Source organism: Marinobacter goseongensis, from assembly GCF_023156235.1.
Classification (GTDB): Bacteria; Pseudomonadota; Gammaproteobacteria; order Pseudomonadales; family Oleiphilaceae; genus Marinobacter; species Marinobacter goseongensis.
In genome coordinates, this window is record NZ_JAKZAI010000004.1 from 1 (window position 1) to 16,250 (window position 16,250).

16 protein-coding genes are annotated in these 16,250 nt (G+C 61.1%); 6 read left to right on the forward strand and 10 right to left on the reverse strand.

Annotation, left to right across the window (positions count from 1 at the left end; translation table 11 throughout):
- Window positions 1-95: 95 nt before the first annotated feature.
- The 7 genes from MLC70_RS03690 to MLC70_RS03720 form a co-directional block, all read right to left on the reverse strand.
- A complete protein-coding gene (locus MLC70_RS03690; protein ID WP_248181729.1) occupies window positions 96-893 on the reverse strand; it encodes a slipin family protein in 798 nt (265 codons plus the stop codon).
- Between the two features lie 44 nt (window positions 894-937).
- Window positions 938-2,419: an NfeD family protein gene (locus MLC70_RS03695; RefSeq protein WP_248181730.1), complete on the reverse strand. Its 1,482-nt coding sequence runs from the start codon at window positions 2,417-2,419 to the stop codon at window positions 938-940.
- A 161-nt stretch (window positions 2,420-2,580) separates the two neighbouring features.
- On the reverse strand, window positions 2,581-3,636 hold the full coding sequence (locus MLC70_RS03700; RefSeq protein ID WP_248181731.1) for a L,D-transpeptidase family protein: 1,056 nt from the start codon (window positions 3,634-3,636) through the stop codon (window positions 2,581-2,583).
- Between the two features lie 44 nt (window positions 3,637-3,680).
- The gene (locus tag MLC70_RS03705) at window positions 3,681-4,244 is read right to left on the reverse strand and encodes a TMEM165/GDT1 family protein (protein ID WP_248181732.1); all 564 of its coding nucleotides are present in this window, start codon (window positions 4,242-4,244) and stop codon (window positions 3,681-3,683) included.
- Between the two features lie 231 nt (window positions 4,245-4,475).
- A complete protein-coding gene (locus MLC70_RS03710; protein ID WP_248181979.1) occupies window positions 4,476-5,867 on the reverse strand; it encodes an MDR family MFS transporter in 1,392 nt (463 codons plus the stop codon).
- A gap of 24 nt (window positions 5,868-5,891) precedes the next feature.
- Entirely contained in the window at window positions 5,892-6,317 is a 426-nt protein-coding gene (locus MLC70_RS03715) for a MarR family transcriptional regulator (protein ID WP_248181733.1), read from the reverse strand.
- Window positions 6,318-6,478: 161 nt separating this feature from the next.
- Complete coding sequence (locus tag MLC70_RS03720) at window positions 6,479-7,765, reverse strand: MFS transporter (protein ID WP_248181734.1); 1,287 nt, start codon at window positions 7,763-7,765, stop codon at window positions 6,479-6,481.
- Window positions 7,766-8,064: 299 nt separating this feature from the next.
- On the opposite strand from MLC70_RS03720, the gene MLC70_RS03725 reads away from it, so the two are divergent.
- From MLC70_RS03725 to MLC70_RS03740, 4 genes are all read left to right on the forward strand, one after another.
- Window positions 8,065-8,970 (forward strand): helix-turn-helix transcriptional regulator, encoded by a 906-nt coding sequence (locus MLC70_RS03725; RefSeq protein WP_248181735.1) that lies wholly within the window; start codon window positions 8,065-8,067, stop codon window positions 8,968-8,970.
- Window positions 8,971-8,979: 9 nt separating this feature from the next.
- Window positions 8,980-10,752: an ExeM/NucH family extracellular endonuclease gene (locus MLC70_RS03730; protein WP_248181736.1), complete on the forward strand. Its 1,773-nt coding sequence runs from the start codon at window positions 8,980-8,982 to the stop codon at window positions 10,750-10,752.
- Window positions 10,753-10,860: 108 nt separating this feature from the next.
- The gene (locus MLC70_RS03735) at window positions 10,861-11,748 is read left to right on the forward strand and encodes an alpha/beta fold hydrolase (RefSeq protein ID WP_248181737.1); all 888 of its coding nucleotides are present in this window, start codon (window positions 10,861-10,863) and stop codon (window positions 11,746-11,748) included.
- Between the two features lie 122 nt (window positions 11,749-11,870).
- Window positions 11,871-12,941 (forward strand): AraC family transcriptional regulator, encoded by a 1,071-nt coding sequence (locus MLC70_RS03740; RefSeq protein ID WP_248181738.1) that lies wholly within the window; start codon window positions 11,871-11,873, stop codon window positions 12,939-12,941.
- Between the two features lie 25 nt (window positions 12,942-12,966).
- On the opposite strand, the gene queE is transcribed toward MLC70_RS03740, so the two are convergent.
- A complete protein-coding gene (gene queE / locus MLC70_RS03745; protein ID WP_248181739.1) occupies window positions 12,967-13,623 on the reverse strand; it encodes a 7-carboxy-7-deazaguanine synthase in 657 nt (218 codons plus the stop codon).
- Window positions 13,623-14,288, reverse strand: coding sequence for a 7-cyano-7-deazaguanine synthase QueC (queC, locus tag MLC70_RS03750; protein ID WP_248181740.1), 666 nt, complete (start codon window positions 14,286-14,288; stop codon window positions 13,623-13,625). The genes queE and queC overlap by 1 nt, the downstream gene beginning before the upstream one ends.
- A 173-nt stretch (window positions 14,289-14,461) precedes the next feature.
- Between queC and MLC70_RS03755 the strand changes: the two genes are divergently transcribed.
- On the forward strand, window positions 14,462-14,998 hold the full coding sequence (locus MLC70_RS03755; RefSeq protein ID WP_248181741.1) for a 3'-5' exonuclease: 537 nt from the start codon (window positions 14,462-14,464) through the stop codon (window positions 14,996-14,998).
- 522 nt (window positions 14,999-15,520) lie between these two features.
- Window positions 15,521-15,793: a hypothetical protein gene (locus MLC70_RS03760; protein ID WP_248181742.1), complete on the forward strand. Its 273-nt coding sequence runs from the start codon at window positions 15,521-15,523 to the stop codon at window positions 15,791-15,793.
- Between the two features lie 32 nt (window positions 15,794-15,825).
- Here MLC70_RS03760 and MLC70_RS03765 read toward each other — a convergent pair whose 3' ends face one another.
- The gene (locus MLC70_RS03765) at window positions 15,826-16,236 is read right to left on the reverse strand and encodes a response regulator (protein ID WP_248181743.1); all 411 of its coding nucleotides are present in this window, start codon (window positions 16,234-16,236) and stop codon (window positions 15,826-15,828) included.
- Window positions 16,237-16,250 lie beyond the last annotated feature (14 nt).

A 16,250-nucleotide genomic window follows, 5' to 3' on the forward strand; every position in this document is an offset into this window, starting at 1 on the left:
GTTTTGGCGAACTCAAAACTAACCGGTTTTACCGCCGTCTCCTACTTTTTCACGCTAACCCGCGATGAACCTTTTTTATGCCTGCAATGCTTCCGTCAGTCCGGCGCATCCTTACGTTCGGATGAGTCCAGGCCCTGCCGCTGTTTTTCCATGAACGATTTCAACATTTCCATGGGCAACGGGAACACAATGGTCGACGAATTGTTATTGCTCATATCGGCCAGCGTTTGCAGATAGCGCAGTTGCATGGCGCCGGAGTTCGTTGACATCACATCCGCGGCTTCCACCAGCTTCTTCGATGCCTGCAGTTCACCCTCCGCATGAATGACTTTCGCCCGACGCTCGCGCTCGGCCTCAGCCTGACGGGCAATGGCCCTTATCATCGACTCGTTCAGGTCCACGTGCTTGATCTCGACATTGGCGACCTTGATACCCCACTCTTCGGTCTGGGCATCGATGATTTCCTGGATATCGATATTGAGCTTGTCTCGCTCTGACAACATTTCATCAAGATCGTGCTTACCCAGTACCGATCTCAGGGTGGTCTGCGCCAGTTGACTGGTGGCGGCACCGAAATCCTCCACCCGGATGATCGCCCGCTCCGGATCCACCACGCGGAAATACAACACGGCGTTGACCCGCACCGTCACGTTGTCTTTGGAGATGACGTCCTGACTCGGCACATCCAGGGTGATCACCCGCAGGTCCACTCTGACGATCTGCTGGATGCCGGGAATCACGATGATCAGGCCGGGGCCCTTTACGCCCTGGAAACGACCCAGAAAAAACACCACGCCGCGCTCGTATTCCGGCAGAATCTTGATGGCTGACCCGAGGATCAGCAGCAGCACCACAATGGGTGCGAGATAGGGAATCAGATCTCCTGTGAACATACTGTCTCCTTCGCTGGTTGCTCTTTCTGTGTGAATGTCTCCGGTCAGCCGACGGGCTCTGTCAGGGTCACTCGTACCGTCAACCCGTTAATTTCAACGACGCGCACATGCTGACCCTGCCTCACCGGCTCGGTACTGACCGAGTTCCAGCGTTCTCCGCTCATGCGCACATGGCCACGGTAGCCGTCCTCGAACGGGGCGAAGTCGTCCACCGCCACCACCTGCTCATGAGGCATCTGCTCCGTGCCACTGACCGGATCCCGTTTGCGCAGGCCGATGAAGCGGGTCACCGTCCACAGGATGAACCCGCCGGCAACGGCGGCGGTGCCACCGACCATCGGCAGGGAAATATCGCGATGGCTGCCATCCATCAGGATCACCGACCCGGTGATGAAAGCGATAATCCCCCCGATGCCCAATATCCCGAAACTGGGCATGAAGGCCTCCCCGACAATGAAGGCCAGGCCGAGCAATATGAGCGCCAGCCCGGCATAGTTCACCGACAGCACCTGGAACGCGAACAGGGCAAGAATGAGACTGATGGCGCCGATCACTCCGGGGAAGATGGCGCCGGGGTTGGACAGCTCAAAGATGATGCCGTAAAAGCCGATGATCATCAGGAAATAGGCCACATTAGGATCGGTGATCACCGACAGCAGGCGGGTACGCCAGTCCGGGTCGGCCCGCACCAGCTTCAGGCCGGCGGTCTGCAAGGTGCGCTCGCCGTCGGCCATCCGCACGGTGCGGCCATCAATCTGGGCCAACAGGTCAGAGAGGTTAGCCGCCACTACATCAACCACCTGTTTATCCTGTGCTTCCTCAGCACCCAGATTGACCGCTTCACGCACCGCCTCTTCGGCCCAATCGGCGTTGCGGCCGTGGCGCTGTGCCAGACCGCGGATGTAACTGACCGCGTCTTCCAGCACCTTGCGCTCCATGGCAGTCTCGCCGCGCCGTTTGCGGTCGGTGGCCTCGCCTTCTGGCTGTTTCCGGGATCCTTCAGTTGTCGTGTCTTCGGGGACGGATTGCGGCGGATCCTCCGGCGCCTCGTCCATGCCGGGCATGCCACCCATCTGCACCGGCGTAGCGGACCCGAGATTGGTCGCCGGGGCCATGGCGGCAATGTGGCTGGCGTAAAGAATATAAGTACCGGCGCTGGCGGCGCGCGCGCCTTCCGGCGACACGTAGGTCACCACTGGCACCGTTGAGGCCAGAATTTCCTTGATTATGCCGCGCATGGAGTCCATCAGCCCGCCGGGGGTATCCATCTCAATGATGACCAGAGCGGCGTCTTCCGATTCGGCCCGCTGGAAGCCACGCACCAGGTAGTCCATGGTTGCCGGCCCGATGGCACCTTCCACCGACAGAACCAGTGCCGTGCCGCCCTCTTTTTGCTGGGCATAAACGGAATGGGCGAGGGAGGCCAGCGCCAGCACAGCACCCACAAGAAACACCGTCAGTGAACGGGCGAAGGGTTTGGAGAAGTGTTTGGAGACGGTCGTTTTTCCCGGATGATTCGCGCCCATCGTGACTCCCCGCACAGGGTAATGAATAGCGAATGGGCCACCCGACGGGTGACCCCCACTGTCAGTATAGTGGGCAATCCGGATCCGGGTTACAAATCGCCACACTCACGCAGAAGAGCGTACGTTCGGTCCCGGGGCAGAGCGTGCGCTGCCGGGTGGGTTCAGAACCAGAGTTGTTGCTTGTCCTCGTCCTCGTCGGTGGCGGCCGGTGCCGGCTTGTCACGCCCGGGCTCTTCCGCGGCCACCTGGCGCACCCGCTCGCCGACCATTGTGGGCAGGCCGTCGGCCTGGTCGACGGCCAGCTCGATCGCGCTGCGCTGGATTTCCACGTCGGGACGGCGCTGAACGAAAGCATCAACGGTTTTATTGACCTCCTGCCACAACCACTCGCGATCCTTGTCGCTGTAGTCCTCGTGAGGGCGATGCACTTCCAGCCAGACCTCGCCACCGGATGTGCCGATTTTGACCGGCTCCTTGATCACCCGCACCGGTGTGCCTTTGCTGACCTGATAGACAAACCGCGAGATGTCTTCGTTGTACATGCGGAAACAGCCGTGGCTGACCTGCATGCCCACCCCGAACAGCTTGTTGGTGCCGTGAATCAGATAGCCCTTTTCACTCAGCATCAGCGCGTGCGTGCCTAACGGGTTGTCCGGACCGGGCGGGATCATGCGCGGCAGGTAGTCACCGGAGGCTTCGTACTCGGCACGGATGCTGGCGGGAGGATACCAGGCCGGCGACTCCAGCGGCATGGTGACTTCGGCGTCCGTGAGCGGCGACGGGTTGTCGTCGGTACCCACACCCACGGGGTAGACCTGCACACCCTCGTCAGTGAAGTAATACAGGCGGTATTCCGCCAGATTGATCACGATGCCCTTACGTTCCACATCCGGCAAAACGTATTGGCGGGGCAGGGTAATGCGGGTGCCGTCGCCTGGCAGCCATGGATCAATGCCGGGGTTGGCCTTGACCAGCTCCAGATACCCCAGGCTGATGTCGTTTCCGATGGCCGCAAAGGTGTCTTCATAGCGGGTGGTCATCACACCGAGTCGCCCCGCCAGATCTTCGTTGATGGCGAAGGTGGGTACCCGCGGCTCGCGGTCGGGCTCGGCGTCCGCGTCGATGATGCGGGTCTTATCCTGCTCGGCCCCATAGGCCGCACCCCCGGAAAGCACCAGCCCGACGGTTACCAGCACCAGGAGTCGTTTAAACCACATAGCGTGTCTTCCACCCAACAAATTCGATTGATCGGCACCCTGCTTCACCGCAGTGCCGCCCATACGGTCACAATCGCCAGAACCACGAACAACATACTGGCGCCAACGCGCGCTGTTGCCAGCGGCAGGCGATCCATCAGCCATCTGCCGGCCATGATAACCGGTATGTTGGCCAGGAGCATCCCGACGGTTGTGCCCATGATAACCCAGAACGTTTCGGTATACCTTGCAGCCAGCACCACAGTAGCCACCTGGGTCTTGTCACCGATTTCCGCCACAAAGAACATCACGGTGGTGGCCATGAACGCGCCCATACCCAGAAAACGGGAGTTTTCGCTGTCGTCCTTATCGGGAATCAGCAGCCACAACGCAATGGCCACGAAACTGACAGCCAGAATCCAGGGCAACCACGCCGCAGGTATCCACTCAGCGACCCAGGCGCCCAGCAGTGCCGACAGCGCATGGTTGAGAAGGGTGGCGACAAAAATACCCAGAATGATGGGGAGCCGCTGCGCGTAACGGGCAACCAGAAAGAGAGACAGCAGCTGGGTCTTGTCACCGATTTCGGCAATCGCGACGGCAACCGTTGAAGCGAGAAATGCGTCCATGAAAAGCTCCGGGGCGGATGTTCAGACATGAGACAGCCCACCTTCCGCCCTCTGGAGGTGACACTGCCTCAGGTCTTGCCAATTTCACCCTTGTTGCGGTGAAACATGGTAGCCATGGAGATTGAGCTCCAAGTATGTTGACTACCATCTGCCCGGAACACAGCTGTCCGGAACAGAGGCTACTCCCCTGAAGAGAGCGGCCATAATAATGGATTGCAGGATCACGGGCAACTAGGCCCGCATTTTCCAGACCGGTATCGCCGCCATGGCCACAAACACCGCCACCAGCCACCAGGCAGCGTGAAATGCCGTGATGGTGGGCTCACCGCCACTGTGTTCGCCGAACTCGATGGTCAGGGCCACCAGGTTGACGCCGAAAGCCCCCCCCAGTTGCCGGGTAAAATTGATGGTACTGGAGCCGGCCCCCAGCTCCTCGGGCTTCAGCGGATTCAGCGCGCCGGTGGAGAGCGCTGGTAACATAAAGCCGATACCCACCCGGCCGATCACCGTCCACAGGGCCAGCCAACCGAACGCCAGCTCCAGGTCCGACAGGGCAAACAACACCGCCGACAGGGCAAACACCGCGATACCGAACACCACCAGGGAACGCGCGCTTTTGCGGTCCGCCAGACGACCGGCGAGGGGAAAGGTGATGCCCAACACGATTCCCGCCGGCAACATCAGCAGCCCCGCCTCGGTGGCAGAGAAACCCAGCGCGGTCTGCACGAACAGCGGCACCAGGTAGGTCGACCCGAACAGCGCCAGCCCGAGCGCCATGGCCCCGAGATTGGCAAACAGAAACGCCGGCTTGCGCAGCAGCCCGACGTTGACCAGGGGGTGCCGGGCCTTGCGCTCACGGACCACGAACAGCCCCAGCGCCAGAGCGGCCGCCGCTGCCTCGAGGGCAATCAGTGCGCCCTGGCCGGCGACCATCTGCAGACGATTAAGGGCGTCCAGTGCCAGCCCGATGGTGGTCCCCAGCAGGATGAGCCCGGGCAGATCAAAACGGTAGGGAGCCGGGCGAGACACCGGCAGTGGCAGAAACCGCCAGGCCATCAGTACCCCGATCAGGGTCACCGGGGCCGGCGCAAACATCACGTAACGCCAGTCCAGCTGGTCCACCAGAAAACCACCCAGTACCGGGCCCAGAGCAGGGGCCAGAATGACCCCCATGCCATAGATCCCCATGGCGTGGCCGCGTCGCTCCCGCGGGAATACGCGGAACAGCAGATACATACCCATGGGCTGCATCAGACCGGCCATGGCGCCCTGACCGATGCGGGCGACGATCAGTTGTTCCGGCGAGGTGGCAAAGCCACCGGCAATGGAAATGGCGCTGAACAGCGCCATGGCCACACCGAGGGTCTTGCGCACGCCAAAATGGTCCAGCAGCCAGCTGGAGGCGAGCATGGTGGTGGTCATGGCGGCGATGAATCCGGTGGCCAGCCAGTGCACCTGGCCCTGACGGATGCCGAATTCCAGCATGATGTCATGCAGGGCGACGTTCACCACCGTGGCGCTCAGTACCGTGGCCATGGTGCCCAGCATCACGGTGAACACCGCCAGCCAGCGCCAGCGTTCGCCATACCGGGCACGCAACCCTTCAACCGTGTTGTCGCTCAGGGCAAAGGCTCCTTCGGGGACGGATTACTTCTGCTTTTCGGCGTTTTCCATGATCTTGTGGAAAACCGTGATGGCACTTCCGATGTCTTCGTCACTGATGCCGTCGAGCATTTCTTCCCGCAGTTTCGCGGCGCGTTCGGTGAGGTCGTCCATGAATGCCCGGCCATTGTCGGTCAGGTGCAGCCGGCGCGCCCGGCGGTCATTGGGGCAGGGCCGTCGCTCAATCAGGTTCTGCTGCTCAAGACTGTCCAGCAAGCGCACCAGGGTGGGGTTCTCGATGGCCATCAGGCTGGCCAGCTCGCGCTGGGTCAGACCCTCTCCGCCCTGCTGCAGGTAGACCATGGTGGTCCAGCGGGCCTGGGTGACACCCAGATCCTTCAGGCGGTCGTCCAGCAGCTTGCGCCAGCGACGGGTCACCCGGGCAACGGCAAAGGGAAACTGATCTCTCATGATCGGGACTCCGGTAAACGACTAATCAACTGATAAAGTTACCAATAGTAAGCTAACCATTGAGATAAAAACAGATTTGGATACAGAAACAACATGGGGGAAAACCGAGAGGCGGACGCGCGACGGGCCAGCAAGGCCCGTCGGCACTGGGGTTGGCGGAATCAGCCGGCTTGACGCAATTCTTCCTCGTGCATCTCCACGACTTCCGGCGACTCGTGGAATGATTCGTTGCGGGGGTCCATTTCCGTCAGCACCGCAGACGATTCGGGCATGGTCGGCACGAAGTGCTCCTGATCTTCGACCGCGACATCGTCGGTGTGGCTGATGCGATAACTGGTGATCACCGCCAGCAATACCAGAAACCCGGCGTTGCCGAGGAACAGTCCACGGGGGCCCAACTGGCTGACCAGCTCGGCCATTACGATCGGACCAATCACACTGCCGATGCCGTAACTCAGTAACAGCGTGGCACTGGCAGCAACGATGCGATTGCTCTCCATGCGATCGTTGGTAATGGCCACCGCCACCGGATAAAGCGCAGCCGAGAGTCCGGTGAACAACCCCACCAGAATGGTCAACAGCCACAGCGTCTCGGCCCCGAGCACACCCACCAGGCCAGCAGACGTAGCCGCGGCGAGGGCAATCCAGAACATCACCCGCCTTCGGTCAAAGCGGTCGCACAGGCGGCCAAGGGGCCAGGCCACGATCATGGCCGCGACAATGGCGCTGGCCATAAACGTGGACGTGCGGGCCACGTCGAGGCCGACCATAGTGGCGTAGACCGGGCCGAGGGCGTAGAAGGAGCCGATCAGAACACCACAGATCAACGCGCCGGATACGCCGGTGAACGACTCCCGCGCCAGCGTGAAAAACGACAGGCGTTCCGCCTGCTCTATCAGCGGTGCCTCCATCCGGGTGAGCGACAGGGGGATCAGTGCCAGCACCAGCAGCATGGCGGCAATGGAAAACGGCATGAAATTGGACGGATCACCGATATTGACCACCAGCTGTCCGCCGGCGGCCGACAGGTAGAATACGATCTGGTACACCGCAAACAGCGCCCCCCGGTTGGCATTGGTGGCGCGACTGCTGAACCAGCTTTCGATCACCACCAGCACGCCGGCGATACTGAAACCGGACACTGCCCGTAAAAACGCCCAGAAGACCATCGACACCGCCATCGGATACATCAGCGACGCGACCGCAGCAACCGCAGCAAAGACCGCAAAGGCGCGAATATGCCCGACCCGGGTAATAATTTTCTGCACGTACAGGGTACCCAGCACGAAACCGATGGAGTAGCACACCAGCACCCAACCGATGACATCCGGTGGCACAGACTCAATGCTCAGGCGGATCCCCAGCAGGGTCATCAGGAACGCGTTGCCACTGACCAGCAAAACAATACTAAGAATTAACGCAGAAAGGGATGTGACCATGCGGGTCATTGCTGGGCTCCGGACTTGAACTGAAAGGGTTCAATAATTGGGACAAAATGGGTTTTGACAAAACATAGCAGCAGGAGCCGGAGTTTGCCGACCGCGCATTAAATCAGCCCTTTGCGGAGCACACCACTACGCACTTCCCGCAGTCGTTCGCGGGACTGAAAATCGCGTCGTGTCATCGCGCTGGCGCGCCCGGCATGACCGGATTTAACAGTTTTTCACATTAAGGTGACGTAACAGACGGGTCCGGAAGGAGCGGTTAACATTATTGAAGTTATTCATTAAACCCGTGAGCGCCTGTTATGAAAAAGACGGACTGGCCCATCCGGTGGGATCTGTTGCTTCGCTACCGCCTGATCGAAATTATTGCCCTGTGGGAAGGCCGGCTGACAACCAACCACATTTGCCACAGTTTTGGCATCGGTCGGCAGCAAGCCTCCAAGGACATCAACACCTATCTGCGGGAGCTTGCGCCCGACAACCTGGTGTACAACCGGCACCTGAAAGGCTATGTGCCGGCAACCAACTTCCGCCCCGTGGTGACCCGCGGTCAGGCAAGCGAGTATCTGGATCTGCTTGCCCGCCAGAAACACCTGAGCGATACGTTCGAGTCACTGAACATCAGCCTGCCCGACAGCACCGTTGTGCAGGGGCCACACCGCGTGGTGGAACCGGATGTGATGCGGGCGGTGGTCACCGCCACACGCCACGGCCGACAATTGCGTACCGGTTACGCATCGCTGGCACAACCGGCCACCACCCAACGGGTGCTGGAACCGCATACACTGGTGTGCGTGGGCCGCAACTGGCACCTGCGTGCCTGGTGTGACACCACCGGCACCTTCAGCGATTTTGCCCTGAGCCGATTCCGCGGCAAACCGGAGGCGGTGCGTCAGCGCGCCCGCCACAGCGTTCACCTGGACGACGACTGGAATCAGGAAGTGACGCTGGTGCTGACCCCGGACAGCCGGCTGAGCCGTGAATGCCGGGACATCATCGCCACCGATTACGGCATGACAGACCACCGGCTTGAAATCCGGACCCGGGCTGCGTTGGCGCCATACCTGCTGTCCCGACTCGGTATCGCCGTCGACACCCCCCACCCGGACCCGCTGGTTCAGCAGCTGGAACTGGCCAACCCGGAACAGGTGCAGCTCAGCAATCCCCACCTCCAGAAATCGGTAAAAGCCGTTGCGGGATTTTGCTAGACTCAGCGAGTGATCAATAACACCCCACCACTGACCCCTGTAATCGTCGCCATCGTGCTGGCCGGGATGACAATCCCGGCCAGCACGATGGCTGACGACTGCGGCGCGCCGGCCACCGCTATCCACCAGGTCCAGGGCAGTGGCGACCGCTCCCATCTGGCGGGTGAGCAGGTGACTGTCGAGGGCATACTCACGCTCGATTCACGCCACAAGGGCGGGTTTCGCGGGTTTTATCTGCAACAGGCCGACGGCGATACCGACAACAACCCATTAACTTCCGAGGCCCTGTTCATCCATACCGGTCACCGTGCCGGCCAACCCGGACATCGGATCCGGGTACGCGGACGGGTCAAGGAGTTCCACAGCCTCACCGAGCTAACCGATGTCGACTACCTGCAGGACTGCGGTCCATCCCGGCTGCCCGAACCGGTATCGGTGGAGCTGCCGTGGCCGGACGGACCGTCATCTCCCGAAGCGCTCGAAAACATGCGTGTACGGATCCTTCAGCCCCTGACCGTCATCGACAGCTATCACCTGGCCCGCTATGGCGAGCTGACGCTCGCGGCGGCGCCCCAGCCCGTGCCTACCGAGGTTCTGCCACCCGGCCCTGAGGCTTATCGGCTGGAGCAGCAGCAACAGCAACAGCGCCTGGTACTGGATGACAACCACGGTGTACGTCATCCCGTTCCAGTGCCCTGGCCCGCCCCGGCCCTGTCGATGGCCAACACCGTCAGAACCGGCGACACCGTGAGCGGACTGGAGGGTGTTCTTGATTTCCGTTTCGGTGCCTGGCGACTGCAACCCGCGGTCACCCCGGAATTCCACAGCACGCACCCTCGCCCGACGGTGCCTTCCCGTGATCCTGACGTCACCTTGCGGGTGATCACCCTCAACCTTGAAAACTATTTCAATGGCGATGGCCGTGGCGGCGACTTCCCGACCGCCAGAGGCGCCGCCACGGTCGCCCAGTTCCAGCGCCAGACCCGCCGGCTGGTTGCCGCCCTGAGCGCGCCGGACCCTGACGTCATTGCTGTGGCCGAAGTGGAGAATGATGGCGACGGCGAGCACAGCGCCGTCGCCAGCCTGGCACGCGCCCTGGGGCCGGAGTGGCGCCATGTGCGCGGAGGCGAATCCGCCGGCAACGATGCCATCCGCACGGCACTGCTCTATCGGCGTGACCGGGTGGCAACGGTCGGCGCCCCATCACGGCTGACCTCCAGCGTCTTCGCACGGCAGGGACGACCACCTCTGGCCCAGATTCTGCGACCACTGGATCGCCCTCAGGGCGTGAGAATCATCGTGCCGCATCTGAAGTCCAAAGCCTGCCGTGGCGCCATCGGACCGGATCGCGACCAACAGGATGGGCAAGGCTGCTTCAGCCACAGCCGCGAGCGCGCGGCGCGCGCACTCGTCGACTGGGCCCGCTCGTTTTCCGACACCAGCACGGTAGCCGGCACGTTGATTACCGGCGACCTCAACAGCTACGCCCGGGAAGCCCCGGTCGACGTGCTGCGGGAGGCTGGCTTCCGCAGCCTGATTCACCGGTTTTATCCCTGCTCGGCTGACCACTGCCCCCAGACCACCTTCCGCTATAAAGGACGAAAGGGCAGCCTGGATTATGCGCTGGCATCAGACACCCTTGTGCCGCGGGTCGTTCATGCCCAGGCATGGGCGATCAACGCAGAGGAACCCGCCGCGCTGGACTACCGCCAACGAACCACCGCTTCCGAGCCCTGGCGTGCCTCTGACCACAACCCGCTGATCATCGATTTCGCACTCTGACCGCCCTCGATCTGTTGCTCGGATGCCGCCATTCGCTGGCGGCAAAGCCATCGCCCACGTTCGGCATAACGGTACACTGGTACCACTCTATGACTGCGGACACATCCCATGAAGGTACCCACCCCGAATTTATGGCCCCTGGCACGAACTGGACAGCGCTGGTTAGTGCAGGCGAAAAGAAAGGAAGTACAGATCGACGGCCATCGCATGGTGTACCTGGAGCGGGGCAAACCGTCGTCGTCGACTCCCACCGTGGTGCTGATTCATGGCTTTGCCGCCATGAAAGAGAACTGGGCTTTCTGGTTGCAGAAGCTGCCCCGCCACTGGCACCTCCTGGTGCCTGACGTTCCCGGCCTCGGTGAGAGCGAGTATCATCCCGGCGCCAGCTATCGTTACGAGGCGCAGGCCCTGCGGCTGCGGGATTGGCTCGACACCTTCCCCACAGACAACATCCACCTGGCCGGCAGTTCCATGGGCGGTGCCATCGCGGCGGTACTCGCCCATCGCATGGAGCCGGCACCGCGCTCGGTCACCCTGCTGAACAGTGCCGGGATTCCAGAGCATGATGGTGTGGATATCGATGCACCGTTCGAGTCCGACCGCGACGACATTCTGATTCCCCGTGACTGGTCTGGCGTGTACCGGATGTTCAACAGCGTCGGCAATGGCAAGCCCACGGTCATGGGGCTGGCGATGACCGGCCTGCTGGGTCCGGATCTGCTGCAGCGTAGTCAGGCCCTGCGCCACATATTCGATGACATGGTGGCGGATGCGCTGGCGCCCGCCCGTTATCTCGGTGACAGCACACCACCGCTGCAGGTGCAGTGGGGCGACCGCGACGTGATCACGCCCACCCGTTGTGTTGACTGGTTCCGCACCGCCACGCCAGACGCCGACATTCACGTATTCCGCGGCGTTGGCCACCTGCCGATGCTGGAAAACCCCGGCCGTTCGGCGGCCACTCTCGCCGGTTTTATTCAACGTCATCAGCAGTGATTGGCCCCCATGGCCTCTTGACCCGTCAGCGAAGTCATGGGGCCAGACCGCGGGAGCGGTCATAATCTGGTCAAGAAGTGACTCCCTTACATAACAAGAACAGAATATAACGAGGAAAAACCATGCGCGCCTCAGTATCGACCGTTCAAGATCTGGGCATGCCGGCCATATACCTGCATTTGCTGGCGGAACTGCTGAACACCATTGGGGTGGACGAGCGGGCACTGCTGCTGCGGGTGGGTCTTGATCCGGCTCGCCTGAAATCCACCGACCTGCGCGTCAGCCAGGCCCAGGCCAGCGAATTTGTGACCCGCGCCATCATTGAAAGTGGCGAACCGGGGCTCGGCGTCATGCTGGCCAGGGAATTGAAACTGCCTCTGCACGGCGCCCTCGGCACCGCGGTGATGAGCAGCCGTTCGCTGGACGAAGCGCTGGAACTGATGACCCGCTACCTCACCCTTCGTGCCCCGCACCTGAAAGTCAGCCGGCGGCAAGAGGGCGACAACTTACTGTTCAATGTCGCCTGCGGCGTGGATCTCGGGCCCCTGCAGGGCTTCATCATGGATGCCATGCTGTTCGGCTGCGTGTCCATGGGGGCGCAGCTGACCGGCACACCGGTGCCCGGCTCCGCCATACTTCGGCGCGGCGCTGAACCGGCCTACTTTCAGCGTTTCCGCCAGCACATTCCAATTCCGGTGCGCTATGACTCCGCGGAAGATGCACTGGTCATTCCGCGGACCCAACTGTCACTTCCCGTTCGCTTCAGCGATGCCCAACTGGCCGCCTCGTCACGGGCAAAATGCGAAGAAGCGCTGAAACAGCTGACCGAAGACGCCGGCTTTGCCTGCCGGGTGCGCCGGGTGATCGAGACCAGCCACCCGTTCCCGCCCAAACTGGCACGGGTGGCCGCTACCCTGTTTGTTTCTGAACGCACGCTGAAACGGCGTCTGCAGGAAGAGAGCGCCAGTTTCCAGAATCTGGTGGACCACGTGAGACTGCAACGGGCAGGGGAATTGCTGAAAAATACCGGCATGAACCTGAGCCAGATTGCCGACGCGCTGGGTTACGCCGACGCCGCCAACTTCACCCGGGCGTTCAAACGTTGGACCGGTACCAGCCCGAGCCATTATCGCAGCCAGTCGCTGCAACCCGCGCTGAAATCCCGGCTGCATTCCGTGCGCGCGAGCGCCTGAGGCGAAGGCAGAGACTCGAGACAGCTCAGTCGATGCCGATGATTTTGTGCATTTGCAGGGTCAGCCGCCAGCGCGGATTGGCCAGGCAGTAGTTCGTCGCCTTACGGGTATTGCTCTGCTTCACCGCGTCCGAACCGCTCTCAGGAGCCGACGGCGAGGCCATTGGCGACAGGAAATAATGGCTGGCGCAGAGATTCTGAAAACGCTCCGGCATCGCCTTGGGCTGGGGATAGACCAGCTTCAGCTCATCACAGCGCTCGATCACCACCGGTGCATCGGCCTTCGGGCTGACGCACAGCCAGTCGATGCCCCGGGGGGCCGGCAAGGTTCCGTTGGTCTCCACCCCCACTTCAAAACCGCGGCTATGAAACGCATCGATCAGCGGCTCGTCCAGCTGTAACAGCGGCTCACCCCCAGTGCACACCACGTAAGGGCGCCCGGGCGCATCCGGCCAGAGACTCCGGATATGGTCCGCCAGCGCATCGGCAGTCTCAAAGCGCCCACCATTCTGGCCATCGGTACCAACAAAGTCGGTGTCGCAGAAATCACACACCGCCTGCGCCCGGTCCTTTTCCCGCCCGGTCCACAGATTGCACTTGCTGAAGCGGCAGAACACGGCGGCCCGGCCAGCCTGTGCACCTTCGCCCTGCAGGGTGTAGAACGCCTCCTTGACCCGGTACATCAACCGCACTCCTCGTAGGGCAGTGGATCGGTCAGGCCATGGGCCGCGAAAGCCTCTTGCCGTTCCACGCAGGAGCCGCAAAGGCCACAGGCCCGTTCACGGCCGTTGTAGCAGGTCCAGGTCTGGCTGTAATCCAGGTTCAGCTTGAGGCCCTCGGCGAGGATGGCCGACTTGTCCATGGCCATGAACGGTGCCTCGATCGCCACCGGCTGATAATTGGCGACACGGCAGACCGCATCCATTTTCTCAACAAATTCCGGCCGGCAATCGGGATAGATGGCGTGGTCGCCGCCGTGGGCGCCGTACCAGACCGCATTGGCACCGGTGGTGACCGCGTAACCGGTGGCCAGCGACAACAGAATCATATTACGGTTGGGCACCACCGTCGCCTTCATGGAATCCTCGGCGTAGTGGCCTTCCGGTACGTCCACCTCCGAGGTCAGGGCCGACCCGGCCATCACCGTGTTTAACGTCCGGATGTCCAGCACCTGATGGGGGATGTTCGCCTGCGCACAGACGTCGCGGGCGCACTCAAGCTCACGGACGTGACGCTGGCCGTAGTCAAATGACAGGGCGTGAACCTGATAGCCACGGGCACGGGCAAGGTGCAACAGCGTGAACGAGTCCATTCCCCCGGAATAGATAACAACTACGGTTTCAGACATCGGCTTTTCCATATTTCCCATTTTTTCAGAAAGGCACCCGGCAAGCGTCTCGTTGTCATCGGGTTTTTATATTCGATGAGCATATTGTAACAGTGGAATCACACGATGGGTTCGCGTCGGGACAGCGGGGCGGGTAAACTTGGCGTTCGATACATCAATAAAAACCGGGACGAATGAATTCTGACCTCAATCCAGCCTTCATTGATTTCGAGGCCTCCAGCCTTGATCTCATTGCCAGTTACCCGATCGAGGTAGGTATCTGCCTGCCTGACGGACAGCTGCACAGCTGGTTGATCCGCCCCCACGTGCTCTGGCAGGACTGGTCAGACAGCGCCGAGCAGATTCACGGCATCGACCGCAGCACGCTCGAAACCGAAGGCACCCACATTTCCGACGTGGCCCGGCAATTGAATGAACTGCTACCGGATCAGGTGTTCTGTGACGCCTGGACTTTTGACAGCTTCTGGCTGCACCGATTGTTCCGGGTGTCCGGTATTGTGCCAACGTTCCAGCTTGAGTCCATTTCCATGCTGCTGAACCCGGTTCAGGTCCGTCACTGGTCCGCCCTGCGTCAGGAGGTGATTCGCGAACTGGGGTTACCCGTGCATCGCGCCGCCAATGACGCACTGATCCTGCACCACACCTGGCAGCAGATCAATCTGAACGCGGACCGTCTGGACTCACCCCCCGGCCACAGTCGCCAGGCCTGACCGGCAATCAGAACCATCTCAACCAAAACATGTGAACGGAATTTCCTGCGGGCCAAAAAAAACGCAGGCTGCGTCGAAAGGAGAGATCCATGGGATGTCCGGAAAAAGAGGTCACAGACACCCTGGATTGCACAACGTAAAAACACGTGACAAATACTATTATCTCGGCTTTTCACAACCCGGTCTGTACGGGTTTGCCGAAGCGCTTTCGCCCTTGCAAACCGCCCTGCACCCGATACACTGTTAACCGTACCGAAACCCATAACCCGGCCTGAACGTGCCATCGGCACCGCCGGCAAAGAGCCAGACACCATGCAACAGATTATCCGACATGCTTTTGTTCACACCGGCGCGGGCCCTCTCGCACGCCAGTGTGTTCTCGTCATGGTGAAAGACAGCTAACGGCTTTCGGTCAGTCCCGGGAGCCATTCGAGCGACCGGGCCAGCCTCTCCGTCAGACCCCGGTTGCTCCAGCACCGGGGTTTTTTGTTTTTGCAGCCGCAAAACGACAAGGAGAACATCATGAGAAGACATCCACCGACACGTGCAGCACACAAGCCAGCCGGCACTCAGCATGGCCCCATCAGGCGCCCCGAGAAGCTGCCGCTGCTGGATGCCATCTGCAAAAAACTGAATCAGCGGGTCAATCTCGATGACGAACAGCGGGTGCTCGGTCTGTATGAGCGGGGCTGGATATTCAATGGCGTGCTGTCCCGGCTGGAAGGTGCGGAAGCACGCTATGTACGGGCGCTGGCCGCCCGCTATGACTCTTGGATTGCCCGTCAGGTCGCCTGATCGGATCGGCCGCTATACCGGGCCTGTACCGTTCAATGGGGACGGTTCAGGCCCTGCATCGCCAGATCGCCACTGTGGACCATGGCGTAGTTGTTCACCACATCGTGGATCTTTTCCTGGGAATAGGGTTTCACCACATAACCGTTGGCACCGGCACTGATGGCCTTCTGAATGCTGTCAATGGAGTCGTCGGCCGTCACCAGCACAATGTGCTGACTTTCCTTGAGGCGCTTGAATTCCAGCATCAGGTCATGGCCGTTTCCATCCGGCAGGCCGATATCCAGCAGCACAATCTGGAACTCGTTGGCATCATAGGCCGCCCGCGCACCCGCCGCATCCTTTGCCGATTCCACACCCGTGGCACCGGCCATGAATAACATCTGCACCAGGTTCTCACGCATCACCGGCTCGTCTTCAACCACCAACACCCTGAGATCGTTCATCGATTCTCTCCTGT